Source organism: Chryseobacterium sp. JV558, assembly GCF_033712365.1.
In the GTDB taxonomy this organism is placed as follows: Bacteria; Bacteroidota; Bacteroidia; order Flavobacteriales; family Weeksellaceae; genus Chryseobacterium.
Genome location: NZ_WJHU01000012.1, coordinates 63,242 through 86,570, shown reverse-complemented (window position 1 = coordinate 86,570; position 23,329 = coordinate 63,242). Strand labels below are relative to the sequence as shown.

Below are 23,329 nucleotides of genomic sequence, written 5' to 3'. Positions count from 1 at the left end.
GACAGTGGCTGTATTTTAGTTATCGATTCAGCTTTGTATGCTGATTTTGCAACCCTCCATGAATCCTATGAGAATACTGGTTTAGAAATATCAATATCAGGGAATAATCTGGCGTATGTCATTTATACTTCCGGTACCACAGGTCATCCCAAAGGTGTTATGGTTGAGCATCATAATGTCAATTCATTAATTCAGTGGAGCCTTTCGGAATATCGTTCATCAGGAATCGAAACGGTATTGTTTGTCACATCAATTTGTTTTGATATTTCTGTTTTTGAGATTTTTTACAGTCTATGCAGCGGAAAACGCTTAAAAATCCTAGCCAGCGGTTTGTCTGTGGGAAGTGGTGAATATTTAGGGGAAAATGTATTGTTAAGTACAGTTCCTAGTGTTGTCAACAGCCTACAGGAAACAGGTTTCGATTTTAAAGCGATAGCTGTCCTAAACATGGCAGGGGAACCTATACCATCAAAAGTACTCGATGGTCTTGATTTGGATCAGCTTGAGGTACGTAATTTATATGGGCCTACTGAAGACACTATTTACAGTACTTGCTACCGTTATATTAGTACAGCTGGAGAGAAGAAAAATATCATTGGGTCACCTGTTTCCAACAGTAAGGCTCTGATTTTAGATCAGGAGCTTCAGTTGGTACCTGTAGGAGTTATAGGGGAATTATACCTTGAAGGTGCTGGTGTATCGCGTGGTTACCTGAACCGCCCTGAGTTAACTGCAGAGAAATTCATTTCTCATCCTTTCAAAGAAGGGGAGCGTTTATACAGGACAGGTGATTTGGCCAGGTGGCTTGCTGATGGTAACGTAGAATTCATTGGCCGTAATGATGACCAGGTAAAGATCCGTGGTTATCGTATTGAGCTCGGTGAGATCTCTCAGTCTTTAATACGACATGAATTGATCAAGGATTGTCTGGTCAAGGGCATTGACAGAAATGAGCAGGAAAAGGATTTGGTATGCTATTACACCAGTGCCGAAGAAATAATGGCGAGTGAGCTGATAGAGCATCTGCGTAAAGAACTGCCAATGTACATGATTCCAAATTATTACATCTGGATGCCTTCATTCCCACTGACTTCAAATGGTAAGATCGATAAGAATTCTCTGCCATTGCCATCAAACCTTCATTTAAACAACACAACGGAATATATTGCTGCACGCAATGAAACCGAAGCACATTTGGTATCGATATGGAGCGAGGTACTTTTAATTCCGCAGGAGAAAATAGGAGTAAACGACAACTTTTTCGATTTGGGTGGCCACAGTTTGAAGGCTATGCAACTGATTGGCAATATAAATAAAACGCTTAATATTAAATTGTCGCTGGTAGAAGTTTTTAAAGAACCAACTATCACTGAAATGGCATTGGCAATAAGTAAAAAAGAATATTCGACATTGCATCGTTCCCTTATTGAACTGAAAACAGAAAAAAGTGCCACTAAAAATATATTTTTCATCCATGACGGATCAGGCGGTACCGAAGGATATCGAAAGCTAGCAGGCTTAATAGAGAACTATAACTGCTGGGGCATACAAAGTGACATGCTGGAAGATTACGGCCCATATAATTGGGATATTGAATCAATAGCTAAAGCTTATGTGGCAAGGATAAAGGAAATAGATCCAGTAGGTCCGTACAATCTTATGGGTTGGAGTATGGGTGGAAATATTGCTTATGAAATGGTAAAACAATTGGAAGTGTTAGGCGATAAGGTGGATAAATTTATTGTTATCGATTCTGATTTTTCACTTAGAAAGAAAAATAATAGGAATTCCGCTTGGAAAGAATTTGAAATTGAGGAAGAGAAAGAACTTGTATGTCAATTGCTCAATGTTGAAAGAGAAGAATTAACAGCTATGGAGACAATGCCAGCGGTATGGAAATATGTTGCAAAAGCTATCTTAAAACGAGATGATAACTATGAAATGATCAGTAAAATAACAGAAGGACTGAGCGCTTTGATTCCTGATATTAAAATGATGAACGTTCATGAAGTAATTATCAGGTATAATACGATCAGATCATTAGCCAGAATGATTTCAAACTATCAGATCAATGGCGATATTTTAACTGAAATAATTTATATATTTGCTGATGAGACAAATCCAGATCTGAATTTCCTTGATAATTTTAATACGAATCCCATTACATATAGATTAACTGGAAACCATTTTTCTATAATGGACGAGTATGTAATGGAGCTTCACGAAAAAATAGCTAGGCATTTATAAACGATTCACGGATTAAGCGTTGCTTTCATCCAATTGGAAGAAAAAACTAATAAACTAACGATTCAATAAAATATGAAAAAAAAAGAACTAGAATTAATTATTATTCCCTTTGCAGGTGGAGGAGCTAATAGTATGATTCCCTTAGCCCAGGAATTTAGGGGATTCTGCCGCGTGCATACGCTTGAATTGCCTGGGAGGGGAAAACGAATCGTAGAACCACTTCTGACAGATATTAATGAGATGGTTGAAGATTTATATCAAGTGATCATGCCCAAATTGGACAAAGATAAAGAATACTGTGTTTTTGGCCACAGTATGGGATCGCTTCTCGGGATATTATTGGTCCACAGGATTCTGGAAGAAGATAACTTTCACATTTCACATTTCTTTGGCTCAGGTCGCGGAGGGCCTTCGTTAGCATATGAAAATGATGCAGCTTCCCAGCTTCCGTCAAAAGAGTTCAGGGAAAAATTAAGAGAGCTGGGAGGGAGTCCGGACGAAGTACTGGCACATGAAGATCTTATGGAAGTTTTTGAACCGATAATAAGGGCTGATTTTAAAGCAATAGAAGAATACCAGTTCAATGAATCAATCAAGCTGGATATTCATATTACAGGATTTTATGGCTCAGAAGAAAAAGTAAAAGAAGATGGCATGAAAACATGGCAACTAGAATCTAATTTCCCAGTAGAACTCGTTCAATTCGAAGGAAATCACTTTTTTCTCTTTAATTGGGCTAAAGAAATCAGCGAAAAGATGAAACAAAGAATGGAAGATAAAAGCATTTTAAGTATTAGCCTTATATAAAGTCAAAACATAATTATGATAATCTGTGGTATAAAATTAACTCATGATGCCTCAATAGCCTTGTTTGATAACGAAGTTTTGAAGTTCTCGATAGAAATCGAAAAAATAAATAACAATCCAAGGTACAGTGAAATCGGGAATGTTTCAATAATAGAAAAAATACTTCAAAGTGAAGGATATGAGATTGATCAGGTAGATCATTTCGTTATCGATGGTTGGCATGGAGAAGGCCCATTTTGGGAAGGTCCGTCTTTTGTAGATATTATCGACGGAAACAACCAATTCAAACTACAACTTGCAGGTTACAACGAGCAAGGAATAAAAGACGATGTTCTGAAGCGGTATGAATTCAAAAATGGGTTGGTTATCAATGGGAAAACTTACGATTATAGTAGTTATATGCATGTCTCTGGACATTTAATGAGTGCTTATTTAACAAGTGAGCTTGCTGAAAAATATCAAAATTCCTACTTATTGGTATGGGATGGAGGGCAATATCCCAGACTTTATTATTACGACTTCAATTTTAATGAAATGCACAACTTAGGCGAGCTCTTTGTTTTTCTGGGAGTTGTCTACAGTGTTATCGCACAGTATTTTGGACCCTATAAAAAGAGTAGTGAAGAGCTCAGGGAAGATCAAATAAAAAAAGAAATCGAAGGCTTTTTCGGAGGATATTCTGTCGCGGGAAAGATCATGGCATATATTGCATTAGGAAATGTTCGTTCGGAATTATTTGAGATTATGGATCGTGTTTACGAAGAAACATTTGAAATATCAAACGAATTCGAGCATAAATTTTCCCGCAGACTCAGGGAAGTGATCGATGCCAATGAATTTTCAGATGAAGATGTATTGGCTACTTTTCACGTATATCTCGAAAAAAAACTGGTCAGCGGTCTCAAAGATAAAATCGGAAAATATAATTTCAAATCAAAGAACATCTGTATTTCCGGCGGCTGTGCATTAAATATCAAATGGAATAGCGCCATAAGAAATACAGGATTGTTTGACCAGGTATACGTTCCACCTTTTCCAAACGATTCAGGAAGCGCCATCGGGACTGCTTGCTGTGAGATCATTCACCAAAAAGGACCTGTTCCTATTCAATGGTCTGTATATTGCGGCCCAAAAATTATCAACACAAACATCATATTGCCAGATTGGGACCAAAAGGAATGCTCACCGCAGGAACTGGCCGAATTGCTGTACCATTCGAATGAACCTGTAGTGATGCTAAACGACAGGGCTGAGCTGGGGCCACGTGCCTTAGGCAACAGAAGTATTCTTGCAAACCCTTCAGGAAATCATATGAAGGATATTTTGAATGCCGTTAAAAAAAGAGAAAAATACAGACCCGTAGCGCCAATGTGCCTTGAAGAACTTGCTGCTGAAATTTTTGATCCGGGCTGCGAAGATCCTTTTATGCTTTTTGACCATAAGGTCAGAGAAAATTGGCTCGAACGCATCCAGGCCATTCAACACATTGATGGTACTGCACGTTTACAAACCATAAATAAAGACAACAATGCACTGATCTATGCAGTTATCCAAAGGTTTTATGAATTAAGTGGAATCCCGGTGCTTTGCAATACCAGTGCTAACTACAATGGAAGTGGATTTTTTCCTAATGTTGAAAGTGCAATGAAATGGGGACAATTAAATTACATTTGGTCAAATGGGACGTTATATTTCAAAAAAGAAAAAAGGCAATTACAATAAGCACACCTTTATTTTATCAGTACAAACTCCGTAAAGATATAAGTAAATTAATTTTATAAAATTTAAAAAAAAATCACAAAAATGAAGTTAGATGAAGGCAAAATTAAAGATTATCATGAAAAAGGGTTTTTGATATTTGAAAATATGCTCAATAAAGATGAAATCATTAGCCTCAAAGACAGGATACTGCAATTCGAAAATCATAAAGATCAGTCTAATGTTATTTGTGAAGATGACGAAATAAGATCTGTTTTTGCACCACATAAAATATTTGAAGAATACGACCGGCTCTACCGGCATAAGGAATTGATCAATATTTCTTCAAAACTGATTGATGAGGATATTTATCTGTACCAATACAAAATTAACCTGAAAAAGCCTTTCGTAGGCAAATGGTGGGAATGGCATCAAGATTTTCCCTACTGGAAATTAGACGATGGTATTGAAAATCCTGATATGGTTTCGGTAATGATTTACCTTGATGATGTCGATGTTTGCCAAGGACCGTTGATGATCATTCCCGGTACACATAAAATAGGGATTGAAGCTTTCGAAAAGAAAGATCTGGATGGAGATAATCTGATCAATTCCCTGAATTCAAATTTGAAATATACTATAGATAAACAGATGATTAAGGAATATGCTGATAAAAATGGGATTAAGACGCTGAGTTATGGTGCGGGGACGGCCATCTTTTTTCATCCCAATTTATTTCATGCCTCAACAGGAAATCTTTCTCCTTATACTAGGGATACGGTGATTATTACCTACAATAGCCTGAAAAACATCCCTACAGTTGAAGCCAAACGCCCGGAATATATTTGTTCGAGAGATTTCGAATCATTAAATTAAAGCATAACGATTACAAAAGAACTACAGTTCTCATTGTACAACGATCAGAATGATCCAATAAAAAAACAGCATGGGAAATAATAAAACCGAAGCAGAACTGAAACATTATGAAGCGCTTAGAAAACAGGATTCCTTTCAATATTCTGAGGCCGAAGGTTGCTATTATGTAGTAAAATACAGTGATGTGGATACGCTTTTAAAATCAGATAATATCACTGTGGACTTTCCTTTCCGTGCCAGTAGGCAGCTTTTTGGGAAAACCATACTCGATTCGGATGATATGGGAAGCGCAGCCATACGCAAGAATCTGTTGCCGTTCTTTACAAGAAAAGCAATAGACCATTACAGAGAGCTGATCATCAGGCCATGTATAAAATCGATTTTAAGCGAAAGTATTGGTGCGAGGCTTGAAGAAGTCGATTTTAACCTATCAGTATCGCAAAGAATTCCCACTCAGATCATCATTAGTATTTTTGGAATAGATTTGAAATATGAAGAATTTATATATTCAAAATTAGAAAAGCTGGTTTTGTATTTAGATCATCCGTCAAATTCCTTTCAGGAAGCAATGGAAGCTAAAAAGGAATTGCTCGCTTTCCTCGATAAATGCCTGCTCAATGAAATAGAAGTTAATAAAAACGGTTTCCTATCATCGGTTAGTCGAGAGCCTTTCCACAACAAGGAAGAAATGTTAAGCACCTGTCTGATGCTTTTGGTAGCCGGAATGGCAACAACTATCGCATCATTAAACAGTTTGGTGCTCTATGTATATGAATATAGAGATTATTTGAAAGAAAATAGTGGGGATGTCGAAAAAATGAAGCTTTTTGTCAATGAAGTCATCAGGATGCAGCCTGCCGTACGCGAAACGATCAGGTTTGTTAAAGACGATTTCGAATATAAAGACGTCTCCTTTGTTGAGCACGACTTGCTGAAAATCATCCTTGCCAGTGCAAATAGGGACGAAGAGAAATTCACGGATCCTAACGAGTTCGAATACCAGAAAAAGCGAAGTCTGAATTGCTCGTTTGGCAAAGGAAAGCACTTTTGCATCGGATCGGATTTGGCCATCGAAGAACTAGTGATCTTTATACAGGAATTCATGATTTTTACAGATTATTATGCTGTTAAAATCGTAGAAAGTAACGAACCTCCCGGAACCGTAATCAGGATGTTTAAAAAAATCCAGCTTAAATTGCAGGCTGATCAGCCTGCAATTTAAGCTGTCATCGGATTTTTCGTATTCATGCAGTATTTTGCATATCAAAATACCTCCTGATTATAAATGCTATTAGGCTTTTAAAAGCAAAGTGGATTTGCCGGTTCAAAAACCTCAGCGAGCTCTTTTAAACAGAAAAGTTGAATTTTACTAAGGCAGATCGTAATGATAACCTAAATTTGAGCCAGCGAACTAAACAATATTTATTTCCTGTTACAACCCTACACCTGACATGAAAAACAGTTTAAAAGATTTAACAAAAAATGATTGGAATACCCTGTTTCCAGTCGTATTGGTGGATCATAATCCAGATTGGAAACATCTCTATCAAAAAGAAAAACAAAAGATAGTTGCCAGGCTGGGAAAAGAGATTATTTTAAGAATTGAACACTTTGGTAGCACATCCATATCATGGATTAAAGCAAAGCCCTATATAGACATTATTATAGAAGTTCCGAAAAGTTTGCTCTTCAGCGAAGAGGTTATTGATGGCTTTGAAAATATAGGATACCAGTATTTTAAAGTCCCAGAACGAGGAAATATAACTGCTTATATGTCTTTTGCGAAAGGTTATAATCTAGATGGTATCGAAGCACAGATTTATCATATACATGTGTGTTCAAAAGAAAATGCGATGTTGTGTCAAATTGCATTTCGCGATTATTTAAATGCCAATGAGGCATATGCCAAAGAATATGAAATCCTGAAAATGACTCTCGCAGCTAAATTTAAAAATGACAGAGGTGCATATGTGCTCGGTAAAGATGATTTTGTAAGTAAGACAATGGATTTAATAAACAAGACAACAAAAAAAAACACAAATATTTTTCCAACATTGACTTCTACTCTTTCAGCCGAAGCTTTGGGAGATTTTGTTAAACAAAAATATGGGCTAGACAATCAGAGCAACTGCAAATTATTCAGGACAGGTATCAATCATACTTATTTTATTGAGAGCGATAAAGCGAAATATGTGCTGCGGGTGTACTTCCGCAATTGGCGTTCCAAGCAGGAAATTCTTGAAGAAATTAATCTCTTGAATACTCTCAAAAGTAATGATATCAGTATCTCATATCCAATAGCTGATAAAAATGGAAATTTTATCCAAGAAATTAATGCACTGGAGGGAATGCGATACGCAGTACTTTTTTCTTTCGCAGAAGGTGGGAAAATCAGGTTTATGGATAATGAAACCTGCGCAGCCATTGGATCGTTAATGGCAAAAATACATAATGTGACACTAGGTAAAAAAGTACAACGGATAGATTACAATGTAGTGACAATGCTTCAGCTTCCCTATATGTTTGCAAATAAAATCTTTCCTGATACCTTAGAGGAAATGAGATTCATAAAAGAGCAAAGCACAATGATCAGCAGGGCTTTTGAACAAATAGATACTAAATATGTTAAGCAAGGCATCATCCATTTAGACATCTGGTATGATAATATGAGTATCACTGACAAAAATGATATCACAATTTTCGACTTTGATTTTTGCGGAAACGGCCCATTGGTCTTTGATGTTGCTTATTTTTGTAAACAGCTGTTTCATATTGAAGTAGACAAAGACATATACGAACAAAAGGTGGAAAGCTTTTTAAATGGCTACAAAAGCATAAGAAGCTTATCAGATCAGGAAATGAAGCTAATTCCCAGTGCCGGTGCCGCTATTTGGATTTTCTACCTCGGCATTCAGTCACAAAGGTTCGATTGGTCCAATATATTTTTAAGTGAAAATTACCTTAAAATGTATATCGGAAGAATGAAATCATGGCTTGAATACTCAATTCCGTTTCACGAACAGAAATAGAGAGAAAAAGATAGGGATGTAAAGAAAATCTTTGTGAAAAATATGGGAATTTAACTTGCTTACTATCAGTATATACAAATATTGATGCATACTGATGATAACTAAAAATAGAGTTTCAAGATTGGGAAAATTTCTTTGATATTTATGTTTTAAAACGGAAAAATAGGAAACGGAAAAATATACTAGGACCAGTGTTATTCTCTTGAAAACTACACAGGTTTACAACAAGAATTGCAATTAGCTTTTACTTGCTTTACAATGAGATCTGGAGTATAGATTTTATGAGCGATACTTTGTTTAATTCGAAAACTCGCCAAAACTTACTATGATCTTCGAGTTTGCTTTCTTCAACAAATTTTTCTGGTAACATCAACAACACAATGAAAAATTTTATACATTTACAAAAAACAAAGGATTAAAATCTGTCCAAAATTTGAGTAGACTTACACTTAACAAAATAGATATTGGTTTTGGATTTTTTTTTGAAAATAAAATACTGGAATAATAGATATGCAACAGGGAGCGCAAAACCTATTTAGATTTCGAATTTTAAAACTTTTCTCAATGGCAATGAAACAAAACATAACATCTGATAAAAGTTTTAGAAGGATAGATCTTATCTATGGAAAGGATCTTGATTTTGTAGGGAACGACAGAAGTACTTACATAATAGAACAATACTATTTCTAACAGTTGTCATAAATAATTCCAATAATTTTTCTAAGATATAAAATAATTATGAATATAATAGTTACAGGTGCTAGTAGAGGTATCGGGTATGATGTAGTTCTTGAATTCAGTAAAAGCAGAGATAATAGAATTATAGCAATTGCAAGAGATTATGATAAACTAATTGAATTGCAAAAAAAATGTTTCGAAAACTATCAAAATAAAATTGAAATCGTAAAATTTGATATAACGACGGATTTAATTCATAATAATGAATTACTGAATGTTTTAAAAGAAATAGAAACTGTTGATATATTTATAAATAATGCTGGTATATTAATAAATAAAAAGTTCGAAGATTTAAGTCAAGAAGATTGGTCATTAACATTTGCTACTAATGTGTTTGGACCTATAAAACTAATTAAACTGATTTATCCTAAACTGAAAAACAGCGGATTTGCACATATTGTAAATATAAGTAGCATTGGAGGATTAGAAAGAAGTAAAAAATTTTCAGGTCTCTCTGCTTACTCAGCAAGTAAGGCAGCACTTATAAATCTTACAGAATGTATGGCTGAAGAATTTTTAGAAGATAATATTTTTTGTAATTGTCTGTCTCTGGGTGCCATAAATACACAAATGTTTAAAGAGGCTTTTCCATCATATAATGCTGAAATATCTAGTGCTGAAATATCAAAATTTATATGTGACTTTTCCAAAAATTACAGAAAATTTTTCAATGGAAAAGTTATTCCAATTGCTGTTTCAACACCCTAATACAAAATAATAAACATAGAAAATCAATAATAGACGTAATATGAAAGTTAAAATATCTAGAAGAGCAACATTTAATGCAGCTCATAGGCTCCATAATAAAAACTGGTCAGAAGAAAAGAATAAACTTTTTTTTGGAAAATGTAATAATCCTCATTACCATGGACATAATTACACTCTAATTGTTTCTGTTTTAGGAGATATAAATGAAGATTCAGGATACGTTATAGATATAAGCTACTTAAAAAAAATTATTGAAGATAAAATTATTGATTACCTTGATCATAAAAACCTTAATCTGGAAGTTGTTGAATTTCAAGAATTAAATCCAACATTGGAAAATATTATAAAAGTTATATATGATAAGCTTAGGAAAGAACTGAGCAATGAATTTACACTATCTATAATTTTATATGAGACAGAGAATAATTTTGCTGAAATTAATGAAACTGTTTAGCTAAAGTTATTAGAACTTATAAAGTAGCTTAATGTGTCTCCTTCTCACGAAATAGGTATTGATAAAAAAACTCAAAAGTATTATGAAGTCTTATTATGAGGGGTGAAATTATAAGTAACTTACCATCAGTGTGTACCAATATTGGTGCACACTGATGGTAATATTAAAAGAAGTTTCAGGATTTTATAAAAACAGAAATTTTGTATTTTTGTTCAATTCAAAAAAGAATAAGATGAATGACCGACTCACGGTTTTGAAGAATAATTTTCTCGAAATTCTTCTTTCCTATAAATTCGAGAATTGTTAGATACAATCTACAAAATGCATAAAAATCATTGGTCATCTTTTTCACTCTTTCATCAAGAATTATTTTTAGCTTTTCCAAATCATTTTCAATTTGAGAGGCAAATTCATTTTCAACGAATTTTTCTAGTTGTAGTTCTTTCCAGTTTTGGTTTGTTGAACGAGGAATAGAAGAAGTTAAAGAGCAGGGAAGTACCTGCTGTTGAATTCCTAATGCATAAGAAGTTTTAATAATGGGGTGGTATCGGCTGTATTTATAAAACTATTAAAAAACAAACTCCATTTAAAAAGTCAAAACATCAAACAAAGTCAAAGAAAATTTAAAAATACCTGTGTCCAATATTGGCAGTCTATAATAACAATTTCAATGGCTTGAGTTCTGTAAGGTTCTGTAATTTAGATTGATGGGTTGGTTTATAGTGTTAAGTGGTTCGAGATTATGTCAGTAGGGGTCGTAAAAATGAGTGTGTTGAGAAACCTTGGTAAAGACTATATACGCGAAAGGGCTATTGAGAATTGGATGTGCTTAATGTTATATTTGAAATTAAATCTATACATAACATGAATATTAAAGAATCTTCCGATATAATGCTTAAAACAGAAGATTCAATTTCTTTTGAAAAATTTAATTGCGGTAGCTATTATTACTTCAAATTTTTATATTTGATATCCTGATTTTACATTTTTTTGAAAGAAAAAGAAAAATATATACCTTTGTATCACTTAAAAACAAACGCTGTTAATCTTGTTTGAAAAAGTAACCTATGCGGTGACCTATAAAATAAGAGAACAGCATAAAGGTTATGGATAGGGCTTTTCTTGAAAAAGTTCGAGTCCCGTCCGGATCGCAGAAAGTCTTCTAGAAATAGAAGACTTTTTTTGTTTTATTGATAAATTTGGAGCTCATCCGAAAAGGCAAAAATATTCTCTACTCTTATATATTTAAACATAAATAAAAAATGGCCGGAAGAAATTCCGGCCATCATTGCTTCAAAGTAATGTCTTTATAATTTACTTTTTAATAATTTTTACAATAGTTTCAGAATTATTAATTCTTACCAGATAACCTCCGGTTAATAATGAAGTAACATCTGTTTGTTTATTGATAAATTTATCTTCTTTCATAAGCTGTCCCGACATATTATAGATCTGATAATAATATTCTTTATCATCTTTTGCCTCAATATACAGGATATCTTTTACAGGATTAGGATAAAGAACTAACTTATCATCTTTTACTTTTTCCTCAATAGCTGTCTTGCTAAATGCAGTTCTAGCCTGAATTCCTGTGTTTGGTGTTACAGGAATACCTGGCAGCGGACCTCTCGGACTGCCGTTATCTTCCTGTTTTACACATCTGCAGCTTAGAGATGCAAAAGGATCTATATCAGTGTTTTTTACATTATTTCTATTATAAATATCAAAATACATATAAGTAGATCGTCCGGTCATTTCACCGTTTAAATTAGCATACCATATTCCTCCTGATGCACCAATAGCATTACTAATAGCACCTGCGTACATTACGCTTCTGCTTCCTCTGCTGACAGCCTTTGGATAATTTCCTATATTATATAAACTGTTAGTAAATGAATATCCTACAGTTTTTCCCCAAAAGCTTGGTGCTGTTACACTATAGATAGGGGTTCCAAAATAACCGGCTTCCGTACCGTCAACAGTTCTGAGTGCTTCAGGGTTGCTTTTAAGACTCCAGGGAGAGGTTTTCGTTGAGCCTTTACCTAAAACTTCCGGAATTCTCCATCCATTCGGACAAGGATCAAATACAGATTTTTTGCCGCCAATTCCCCATCTTTCATCATATAAACTATGATATTGGCTATCAAATAACCAGTCCGAAGCAAGAGTATAATGAGGCGTATTATCCCCACGATACGGATATGCTGTAACCGGCATCATTAGTTTTAAAGGATTGGCAACGGAATATCCCAGCATCTTTTCTATTCTCACATCTATTTTATCAGTTGCAGTAATACTGCTTTTATAGGTATTGTAATTCACTATATTACTTGAATTATAATTCGCCTCTGTAAAGGCTGAATAGGTTACAACACCGTTATTGGTAGTACCTAAGAATATATTGTATTTAGAACCGTTGATATTATTGAATATAGGCAGCGGATCTTTTCTTCCCCATTGGTAATGCAGCCCCTGTGAGCTGTTGAGCTGGCTTACCTGAGCAGGTACAGTAGGATTATACGGACTTGGCATTGCCTCAGTAGCTCCAAGGTTTCTATCCATGATACTTGTTTTCAGGATCGTTCCATATTGGGTGTAATTTACATAATTATCAGTGGTAATAGGGGTGTCATTTACATGGGTAAAAGAATTTACAGATGTATTGGTTACCCAAATGTGCCAGCTCCAGTATACAGGATTGCTTATGGAACCATTATGCAGGGTCACTACAGCATTTCCGGACTGATTGGCATTTACTTTTACATTGATATTGGCCTCTTTGGAAGAAGTATTATCTATTGTTAATTGCGTTACTAAAGCAGGGTTATCCGTCCAAAGGATATTCGCTTTCAAATCATTGAAACTGGTCGTATTCAGAATCTGAGTATTGCCTAAATAATTACTTTGTACAGAAAAAGCTTTACTCACAGGCACTGAAATTATCTGCTCTGCAGTAGATTTTGAAAGCATATAAGTATTAGGATTTTCTAATCCCGTTTTGTAGGTTTCAGTTTCACTGAAGAAGGTTGTTTCGAAATTATAATTATTCTTTACGAATAAAGGATCTTTAATACATCTGCACGCCTGCGCATTATTCGTTGAATAATCATCTGAAGGTCTATAGCTGTATAATCCATAAACATTAGGATAATTAGCCGCGTCCGGTCGATAGTTATTGACAATCTGGTCAGCAGCCGGAATTAATCTTAATGCGCTGGCTACTGTTGAATAATCACCAAAAGTAGTCATTGTAGATGTCCACAGATAAGTTTCAAGCTGGTCTGTAAAGGTTGCTTTAGTGTGATATCTGGCATCTGAAGCAGCTCCTCTTCCAATCCATCCTGTTCCTGGGAATATCCCGATATTGTTACCCCCAACATTGGTCATATCGAAACCATATTGAGGATATATTTTTATACCGGCGAGATAAGTTTTTAAATTAGATAATCCCGGAGGAATATTTGACTGAACTCCATTTAAAGCTGATAACGGACTATTTACTTTAGCTCCAAAAGGCGTAAAATCCATCCTTACATTTTTTGTGGATGACGCCACTAAAACTGAAGGCAGCCTCCATCCGTTCGGACACGGATCATAAGAAGATTTATTTCTGTAAGGTTGTGGAGCATTAATATTTGTTGCCTGTATACCCTGGGAGTTATCCGACCATAAGTTAACTTTACTTAGCTCATTGGTCTGTAATCCAGGTACCTGCCCAAACCAGTTATAATAGTAAAGTGTTCCACTAATATTACCATAGGTAGATGGGGTAACGGTATTGTCATCATTTACATAAATTAAACTTAACGGGTTTTTTACAGACGCTCGAATGTTATTTGTAATGTTGGCTGCTGATTTATTCACAAACAATCTCAGTTCATTAAAATTTTTATAATCATTGAAAGGACTGTTGGTAAATCTTAATCTTGGTACTGCATCATCATAAATAATCTTTCCTAAGCTGCCTGTCACCTGATAAAAACTTGCATCAGTGTAAGTTAATGAAGGGAACGGATCTTTTCTTCCCCATTGATATAAAAGACCTCCGTTCTTGTGCCAGCCGCTTCCATTAAGAGAATTACCGGTAGCCCCAAGGTTTCTGTCCATCCAGCCCCATTCAGAATTAGGAATAGTCTCTACGGTTCCGTCGCTTAATTGTCTTTTTATATCATCATAGCTTTTATAAGTGGTTCCGTTTGTAGGATCGTCTGTTGCCCAAATGTGCCATGACCAGAAAACTTCTCCGTTTACTTTATAGGCAATCAATGCATTTCCTTTTTTTACTTTATTGACAGGTACTTTTATTTTTGCATTTTCACCGGAACCTATAATATCCAAAGTATAATTTTCTTTAGATTTTATCAGTCCCATATTGTCTTCCCATAAAACATCAGCTGTTATTACTCCTGAAGGCACGTCAATACCTTTCATAAAATTTCCGTTTCGCCACATTTCATAGGCTTTTTTTACAGGAATATACAATCCGTCTACATTATTTCCATCATTATCTTTACCTGTAAAGATGTAACTGTTGGGAGCTTTGGTCCAGTCTGCTATGGTATTATCAGGTTGTGCTCCGGCATTAATTACAAAACAGTTGTTTGAACAATCTGCTGAATCATATGCCGTTGAATTTCCAAAAATACCTACGTACTTTATGAATTTTTTTATTTCAGCTTCTACTTCCAGAAGTGGTCTCATCGGTCCGTTCCAGTCAGCACGTACCTTTCTGTTTCTGATGGCTCCGATACCGTATAATGAAGCTTTAGGAGTATTACTTAAAAAGAAATTTTCAGATCCGGGGCCTCTCTGTTTGTCATACAAAGGAGGGTAACCGAAATCATTCACTGTATTATAATTGCTTAATGCATTGACAGTGATATACTGTCCGGTAGATTTGTATACCCTGAAACCCGTTATTTTACTTACAACAATAACTACAGGCTCTTGATCCGCAATGATGTCGGTCAGTTTCTCGTTGATGTAATTGTAAAGGTTGTAATACCTGTTAACTAAAGCATTGGGGTTTGTAAAATCCAAATATCCTCTGCCCCAGGGTTCTCCGCCCTCCTCAGGAGGTAAAAACCAGTTACTGAAGTTAATAAAGAAGCCCGAACTTGAAAACTTACCGGCAAATACATAAACAGGGTCATGATAAGAAAACTCAAAAGGACTTGTATCACTGCCCTGGTAGATATATTTCTGTGAGCTGACAATCGTACCGAGATTATTAGGATTTTCAATATTGATGACAGGTGCATTGGCATTCGTATTATCTAACGTACCATTTGCATTGACTGATAGAATAATATCATCCAGTTTCTTTGTCAAATGCTGTGATTTTACCCTGTCTTTTACTCCTGAAACAGTTCCGTTAGTATTAAACAATACTGTACCATTTTTTTTCGGGGTGAAAAGTATGGTGTATTCATTCTCATCCAGTTCACAGGTTGTTGCGGTATAATCACCAAATTTGTAATGGCTCACAGCTTTATTCCATGTGATGTCGGAGAAACTGTTTGTCTCTGAACCTAGCTCAACTTTTAAATTGTATGTACTGTTTACAGAAGCGGGCAATTCAAATGTTGCATTAAGATTTTCATCATACTGGTTGCTTGCATACAATGTTTTACACCACACACTGATCCATTCTCCCTGCGCATTCTGATATTTGACAGAAATCAGAATATCACTGGTTGTGACAGGTTTGTGGAGCTGACCGCTCATGACAACGGCTCCTTTTTCATTCACGTTTTGTGAAATTACAATCAAAGGATCCAGATCAAAATTGTAGGTTGTCACAGGAATATAACTTTCTGAAATAATAGGGGCACTACGAAAATGCCAATCCGTATCGCCTCGTGGAGAAGCATAAACGGATGCTGCTGAGCATAATACAGCCCAGATTGATAAAAAGGTTTTTTTTCTCATACACATGTTTTTTTAGATTAATATTTGATCCTATGAATAATCTGTATTCAAATGCTACGGTATTTGTAAATTCTGAATCATAGATTTAGAAGAAGTATAATAAAGCAGACCTACTTTAAAATAACAATTACATGAAAATCAAGATGTTACTTATTGTAGCGAACTTGTAGAACCGATTATTCATACAACCGTTCCTTTTACGAAATCAAGATTAGAGAATCAGGATCGTATTGGTAAGTCGTTAAAGCAATGCCATTTTCTGATATAATGTAATTACAGCAGGTATGTCGAATGATGTTGTCTTGTAGTTGAGTATAGGCTGATAGAATAGGGGATATTGCAGCCCGGATTGGGAATAAAAGTCTTTTTTTTCATGTTTGTGTTTTAGGTTTTTAGTTTTTATAAAAAATAATGGATAATCAATTATACAATTATATCAACTTACAATCAGGAGAATCAGAAAGAAAATATCATAAAATAAATATTATATTAATGAGAATTTTCTATTGTCTTTTTTGCGCTTTTTGTAATGTTTTTTAATAAATAGGGTTGTAGAACTGTATTAATTTGCTAATAACCATTATGTTTGCAAAGTTACAATATTAAAAAAAACACACAATGAGTCAAAAAAATCTGACTAATAAAACCTCAGCCGGGGCTACAGAAATATGCCCTGCCCAGAAACTTTTAAAATCCCTTTCAGGGAAGCTAAAACTGGAAATTTTCGTTCTTGCATCCAAATCAACTTTACGTTTCAGTAGTTTGCTGCGCGATTTAGAAGGATCTAATAAACAAACATTGTCTACTGCTCTGAGAGAGCTGGAAGAAATGGATTTATTAGAAAGGATTGTCATTAAACAGAAACCCTTACACGTAGAATATAATCTTACTAAAAAAGGAGAAGCACTGATCCCTATCTTTCAACAATTAGAAGGTTTGGTATAAAAAATAAAACTATTTAATATTCAATTAAAAAGCCGGTTCTGAACAGAACTGGCTTGCTATTTATTTGCATGAAGAATTTAAAGGATTATTGAGATAATCTTTCCCCTGAGGAGGCTGTACAAAATAAGGCGTTCCATAAGTATTTCCGGAGCGGAAGAAATCAGTGGAGATCACTTGAGCACCACTGCTGAAAGCTACTTTAGACCGGGTGAAATCATTGGTTTTGGCTTCATAGGTTTCAATATCTGATCTGGTTCTGACCATAAAACCCTGTTTTACCAGATCCTGTATTTCTTTCTGTCTTACGATGGCGTTATCCCGCAGTATAAATCCTGCGAAAGAATCATCTGGCTCACTGTTCAGGAACATGATTCTTTCCTTTAATGAACCGTCTATGAGGTAAGGATTGTTTTTTGAAGATAAAGTTCCGGCACTTCCTGGAAGCAGCATAAAAATAAATTTTCCTTTGCTGTCATTCAATTTTGGCCAGTTATTGTGAGTTACAGCTTCTTTAAGCGTACTGTATTTACCCTGAACTTCTTTTGGAGTAATGATTTTGTCTTTTCCAAGGTATTTTACAATTTCTCCATCCAGGTCATCATAAGCTTTTTTATCAAAAGGAAGGACTTTTGTACTGTTTTCAAGAATCGGGAACCCGGAATCTTTTGCTTCGATCATCATAAAAACAGGAGTATGCCCCGGATGTTGATCAGACCATGTTTTAAGCGCTGTAAGAGCATCTTTTAAAGTAGGATAGTGAGTTCTGAAATCTATATCTGCCATATGCAGTACTTTGAAACCCGGTTGATCCAGTCCTTTCGTGCTAAAAGGAGCCAGATCTGTTACTCCTTTTGCTTTTAATATCTCATACGTGGCAGGATGGCTGAATCTGTTACCTTCCGGATCATAATAGACGTCTATTTCCAGACCTCTCAGATTGGCGTTGAGCTGTTCTGTGAAATCAGGATGATTATAGTTCAGTCCTGCCTTCAGGTCCATTCCGTAAGGGTGATACTCTTTAAATTTAGCTTTTTGCTCTTCAGACATCATGCTGCCGTATTTCTGCATCATTCCGTTGATAATTGGGGTTACCATATCCAGCACTTTTGGATCTGCCGGCTGGGCATATGAATTATGAGTGCCCACAATCTGCAGTTGATTGATTCTTAGATTCTGGCATTTATCCTGTGCCTGCAGCAGTGCTGTCATACAAAATGCAGCTCCATATATATACTTTTTCATATGAATAAAATAACTTTTGATTAAAAATTGAAAGTGAAGCCCAGCTGTCCACGTATTCCTGAATAGGAAATATTTTCTACGCGGTCTTTTGTTCCCATATAATAGCGGTTGGGTTCATTAAGAATATTGTTAAGCTCTACAAACAGGCGGATTTTCTTTGTAAGGCTGTAAGAAGTGGAAAGGTCTACCGTAAAGTTTTTATCAAAATACTGATAGTGATCTGCACCAGCCGCTGCTCTGATTTCGCTTACATAATTTCCTTTATAATTTCCAGCCAGACGGATCATCAGTTTACTGGTCTCATAGAACAATATGGTATTGAAAATATGCTTTGCCTGATTGGGAATCGTGGTAGACATTGTTCCTGTCTGCTTGCCGTTTTCGTACACTGGCATATCCATTTTGGAAGAGATATAAGTATAGTTTCCTTCAAAACCAATGTTTTTTAAAAATCCGGGAAGGTTTTCAAAACGTTTGGAGATACCGAATTCAAAACCGAACAGCTTTGCTCCTTCCAGGTTTTTAGGGGCTATAAAAGTATATGTTCTTCCTGCCAGATCTACCACAGACTGGTCTTTATAGATAAGGTTTGTGATGTCTTTATAGAATACTCCGGCTGTTATCAGATCCAGCTTTCCGAAGTAGTTCTCAAACATAAGATCAAAATTATTTGAAAACGTAGGATCCAGTTTGGTATTTCCCTGGGTGATAGTGTTGGAAATATCATTAACGATGGTTCCGGGGTTCAGATCGTTGAAATCCGGTCTTGCAAAAGAGCGGGTATAGGCAAGTCTCAGAATCCGGTCGCTGCTGATATTCCATTTCATATTGACCATAGGAAGTACTACATTATAGGTTTTATTGTCTTTAATGTCTTCCGTTTTACTGTCTTTATCAGAGATTACTTTTTTGCCCCAGAAGGTAACGTCATTATATTCATTTCTGAAACCTCCCAGTACCTGAAGCTGGTCTGAAATTTTCCATGTTCCCATCAGGTATGCCGCCCATACATTTTCAGTACCTCTGTAAGAACTTGTAATATTCGAATTGCTGTCTTTACCGCTCACCTGCATCAGTCCTAAACTATTTTGTGTTGCGGGATTGTACATCTGGTCAATTTGTGCATTGGTAATCTGATCAATGATCACTGCATTATAAGGATTGCCCAATGGATTCATAAAACCTCCTTTATACTGGAAAGCTTCACGCTGAAGCTGATTCAGATAAGTTACCGGAGCTCCGGGAATTCCCAATGATGATTTAGGCATCCAAACCAATATGGAGCTGTCAACTATTTTATTCTTGTTGTTGTATTTTGTTCCGAATTTAATCTCGAAATTATCCGCTGCTTTATATTTGATATCAACCTGCCCTCTAAGATCCGTTTCACTGTTATGATTCTGGCTTAGAATAATCTGATTCAATTTGAGTTTATCTGCAGCTATTGCCTGCTGATTATAAGGAAGGGTATATCTTCCGGTGTCACCAATACCGTCCGGAGCATCCATTGCCATATATTTTCTTCCGTCAGCAGATAAATTTCCATAGGCCATAGGCTGTACGAAATTAATGATAGGATAACCCCTTTGATCCTTTTCAAGATTATCCGGCGAATTGAACTTAAACTCAGAACGTGCTTTGGATAAAGACCAATCCACCTGCATACGCTGTCCTACCTGATGATTACCACCCAGCTGCATAGAATACAGATCTGTAAGATAATCTGCATGACGGGCCTGCAGCATGACATTTTTACTATCAAAATTAAAATAGGTTTCCCTTACGGACTGACCATCTTTATACTGGCTGTATAATGCTTTTGCATATAATTTGTTTCTGCTGTCGATCTCATAATCCAATCCCAAATTGAATCCCAAGGTTCTCCGGTTCGCCAGATAATCACGAAGCTGAAGCTGATTGATAGAATAAGAGGCTGTTTTATCTTTCAGTCCATAGTTGTAAATATTCCTCATCTGATCAATAGCTGTAGAGCGCTCCCAGATCACAGCTGAGGTAATGAATTTCAGCTTATCGGTAATTTTATTTCCGTAGACAATAGATGTGTTGTAACTGGGAGATTTTGACATGTTGACGTATCCTGTAGCCATACTTATAGCTAAAGTCTCCTTATTGGGTGAGGTTTTCGTGATAAAATCTACATTTCCTCCAATGGCATCTCCATCAAGATCCGGTGTCAAAGCTTTGGATAAGCGTACATTCTGAATAAGTTCTGAAGGAAAGATATCTAACTGAACTCCACGGTTGGCATTATCACCACTAGCACTGGGCATTCTGTTGCCATTAAGGGTAGAAGAGGTCCATTGTATAGGTGTTCCTCTTACCGCTACAAAACGTCCTTCACCCATATCCCTTTCAATAGATACACCCTGCATACGCTGTACAGCATCTGCGGCATTACGATCCGGCAGTTTTCCGATAGCATCTGCAGACAGTACCTCCGTAATTGTGTTGGAGTTTTTCTTCATGGTAATTGCTCTGGCCTGTGATGCTTTATACACACTGGTAACCACTACCTCCTGAAGGTTGTTTTCTTTAAACTTAGCTCCGAATTTAATTAAGCCAAGATCTACTTCCTTTTTATCTGTAATGGTGAAAGGAATATAAACATTATCATATCCTTTATATTCTACAACAAGCTTATAACTGCCGTCATAAACATTGCTAAGAACAAAAGAACCATCAGTATCAGAAGTTACTTTCTGTCCGCTGTTTTCAATATAAACCATAGCATTGGGAAGATTTCCCTGGCTGTCTACTACAGTTCCGTGAACAGTGGTTTGTGCAAAGGCCAAGGGCCCTAGAAGAAAAAATGCTGCTTTTGTTAAAAAAAGTCTTTCTCGTGACATCCTTATAAAGTTTGGTGCAAAGATGTCAGCTCTGTCAAAAGTTTTAGTTCATTTAAATTTTATGCAACTCTTTCTGTTGAGTTCGAGGTGAACAATGTTGTGAATCAGTGAGTTGCTAATATTAAATAATTGTAACTAATGAACAAGCTGAGAAGGAAGACAATCGAATTCCTTTTTAAAATATTTATAAAAAGTAGATTTGGATTTAAAACCACATTGAAACGCCAAATCTATAACACTGGCTGAAGGATCTTCCAACAGAATCTGTTTAAAGTGCTGTATACGGCTTCTGTTGGTATATTCGTGGAAATTGGAATGAAGATGTTTATTAAAAGTGATGCTTAAATCTGCCTTGCTTATTTTCAGATGACTCGAGAGCTGATCTAAAGTAAACTCCTCATCCAGATACACATGACTCTCCTGATAGAAGGAAATGATAGCGCTTTGCACAGAGTCAAAATCTATTTTTGAAAGGTCTTTATATTGATAGGTTTCTTTAGGTGCGGAAGAATGTGATATATTTTGCTGTTCCTGCAGTTTGTGCTGGTACGTTAAAATATAAACGTACAAAATCCACCCGAATTGAAGGAGAAACAGGAGGCTGTAGATCTTCTGATAGATCAGAGTATCCCAACCCAATTGATAAACCGTCCAGAAAATCAAGACACCTAATAATACGTAACAAACCAGATATCGGAAATTACCCGCTACAGGATGGGTAATGTTTTTGTGGTATCTTGTCAGTAAATAAATACACAAGACAAGGCAGGCAATCCAGTAGAAGCTGTAGTACACAAAGTAAGATTTATAAGACCTGATAGCCAGATCTGCCCAGGAAAGATCAAACATTTTAGCAGAAATTGCAATCGCATGATGAATAACAACCAATGTCAGCGGAATGATAAGGTATTTAAGCTTATCTCTCCATTTTGCATGGATTAAATGGGTAGTGATATAAAGAAAAATAAGTCCTTTAAAAACACGCAGACTTCCCGGAATTTCATACAGAACAGATTCATATCCGAATTTTTGAATGATAAAATATTCATATCCCATATCCAGCGTGACCACTCCGATATACAATAACAGCATATTCAGTACAGATTCCCTGTTTTTGATGAGGGACATAAGCAGAGTAAGGGTGATAAGTGCCTGTAGTACAACTACCATAATGATGTATAACATGATAACTGATATTTTGCCAAAATTATAGATAATATAAGCATGGCATCTTTAACAAATTATTAAATATCAGCTCAGAAATATAGACAGCGCTTAAAATAAAATCCTAATGGGTATTTTTTCCGGTTTTGTATATTAAGCGGATATTCCTATTTTAGCTAATAAGCATAAGTTGGATGTCAAAAAGAAAATTTATTTTCCTCTCAATACTTAAAACCTGGCGGATCTCCACATTGGTTTCCTGTGTATTTCTGTTTCTGTTTTTAAATGTAACCCGAGTGGTAAGAGATTCACCAAGAAATTGTGATATGGGTGGACTGGACTATGTTTTTGCCATTTTTTGGATCGTGTTTCTGAGTATATTGTCTTTAAGCAGTTTTTTTTCTCTTGTAAAACTTTTTCAAGGAAAAATTAAAACAGCTTTGTGCTGGTTTCTGCTGCCTGTAACGGTTTCCATATATTCCTTTTTTCTGATTACCGATGGAAAGCTGAGTGGTGAGGAAACAATCGTTTTTCTGATTATGAATCTGCCATGGATGGCTCTCTGGATATTTTATTATTACAGGTTCAATATCCGCTTTACCATAACCAATCATTAATATTAT

Annotated in this window: 14 protein-coding genes; 10 read left to right on the top strand and 4 right to left on the bottom strand. The window is 35.7% G+C overall.

The window, feature by feature from the left end:
• From GFU89_RS22890 to GFU89_RS22855, 8 genes are all read left to right on the top strand, one after another.
• The coding region (locus GFU89_RS22890) for an AMP-binding protein (protein WP_318849327.1) at window positions 1-2,247 on the top strand (2,247 nt) is incomplete at its 5' end.
• A gap of 72 nt (window positions 2,248-2,319) precedes the next feature.
• On the top strand, window positions 2,320-3,054 hold the full coding sequence (locus GFU89_RS22885; RefSeq protein WP_318849326.1) for a thioesterase II family protein: 735 nt from the start codon (window positions 2,320-2,322) through the stop codon (window positions 3,052-3,054).
• Between the two features lie 15 nt (window positions 3,055-3,069).
• Window positions 3,070-4,776, top strand: coding sequence for a carbamoyltransferase N-terminal domain-containing protein (locus tag GFU89_RS22880; protein ID WP_318849325.1), 1,707 nt, complete (start codon window positions 3,070-3,072; stop codon window positions 4,774-4,776).
• 81 nt (window positions 4,777-4,857) lie between these two features.
• Window positions 4,858-5,628, top strand: coding sequence for a phytanoyl-CoA dioxygenase family protein (locus tag GFU89_RS22875; RefSeq protein ID WP_318849324.1), 771 nt, complete (start codon window positions 4,858-4,860; stop codon window positions 5,626-5,628).
• A gap of 70 nt (window positions 5,629-5,698) precedes the next feature.
• The gene (locus GFU89_RS22870; protein WP_318849323.1) at window positions 5,699-6,850 is read left to right on the top strand and encodes a cytochrome P450; all 1,152 of its coding nucleotides are present in this window, start codon (window positions 5,699-5,701) and stop codon (window positions 6,848-6,850) included.
• 229 nt (window positions 6,851-7,079) lie between these two features.
• Entirely contained in the window at window positions 7,080-8,657 is a 1,578-nt protein-coding gene (locus tag GFU89_RS22865; protein WP_318849322.1) for a GrpB family protein, read from the top strand.
• A gap of 738 nt (window positions 8,658-9,395) precedes the next feature.
• Window positions 9,396-10,103, top strand: coding sequence for an SDR family oxidoreductase (locus GFU89_RS22860; RefSeq protein WP_318849321.1), 708 nt, complete (start codon window positions 9,396-9,398; stop codon window positions 10,101-10,103).
• A 40-nt stretch (window positions 10,104-10,143) separates the two neighbouring features.
• Window positions 10,144-10,557 carry a 6-pyruvoyl trahydropterin synthase family protein gene (locus GFU89_RS22855; RefSeq protein ID WP_318849320.1) on the top strand — a complete coding sequence of 138 codons (414 nt, stop codon included), beginning with the start codon at window positions 10,144-10,146 and terminating at the stop codon, window positions 10,555-10,557.
• A 1,314-nt stretch (window positions 10,558-11,871) separates the two neighbouring features.
• Here GFU89_RS22855 and GFU89_RS22850 read toward each other — a convergent pair.
• Window positions 11,872-16,488, bottom strand: a complete 4,617-nt coding sequence (locus GFU89_RS22850; protein WP_318849319.1) for a T9SS type A sorting domain-containing protein — start codon at window positions 16,486-16,488, stop codon at window positions 11,872-11,874.
• 618 nt (window positions 16,489-17,106) lie between these two features.
• Here GFU89_RS22850 and GFU89_RS22845 point away from each other — a divergent pair.
• Window positions 17,107-17,433 carry a helix-turn-helix domain-containing protein gene (locus GFU89_RS22845; protein ID WP_318849318.1) on the top strand — a complete coding sequence of 109 codons (327 nt, stop codon included), beginning with the start codon at window positions 17,107-17,109 and terminating at the stop codon, window positions 17,431-17,433.
• Between the two features lie 60 nt (window positions 17,434-17,493).
• Here the strand turns inward: GFU89_RS22845 and GFU89_RS22840 are convergent, their stop codons facing one another.
• The 3 genes from GFU89_RS22840 to GFU89_RS22830 form a co-directional block, all read right to left on the bottom strand.
• Window positions 17,494-18,675: a phosphatidylinositol-specific phospholipase C domain-containing protein gene (locus GFU89_RS22840; RefSeq protein WP_318849317.1), complete on the bottom strand. Its 1,182-nt coding sequence runs from the start codon at window positions 18,673-18,675 to the stop codon at window positions 17,494-17,496.
• 20 nt (window positions 18,676-18,695) lie between these two features.
• Window positions 18,696-21,542, bottom strand: coding sequence for a TonB-dependent receptor (locus GFU89_RS22835; RefSeq protein WP_318849316.1), 2,847 nt, complete (start codon window positions 21,540-21,542; stop codon window positions 18,696-18,698).
• 135 nt (window positions 21,543-21,677) lie between these two features.
• A complete protein-coding gene (locus tag GFU89_RS22830; protein ID WP_318849315.1) occupies window positions 21,678-22,727 on the bottom strand; it encodes a helix-turn-helix domain-containing protein in 1,050 nt (349 codons plus the stop codon).
• 173 nt (window positions 22,728-22,900) lie between these two features.
• On the opposite strand from GFU89_RS22830, the gene GFU89_RS22825 reads away from it, so the two are divergent.
• Window positions 22,901-23,323: a hypothetical protein gene (locus GFU89_RS22825; RefSeq protein WP_318849314.1), complete on the top strand. Its 423-nt coding sequence runs from the start codon at window positions 22,901-22,903 to the stop codon at window positions 23,321-23,323.
• The last annotated feature ends 6 nt before the right edge of the window (window positions 23,324-23,329 follow it).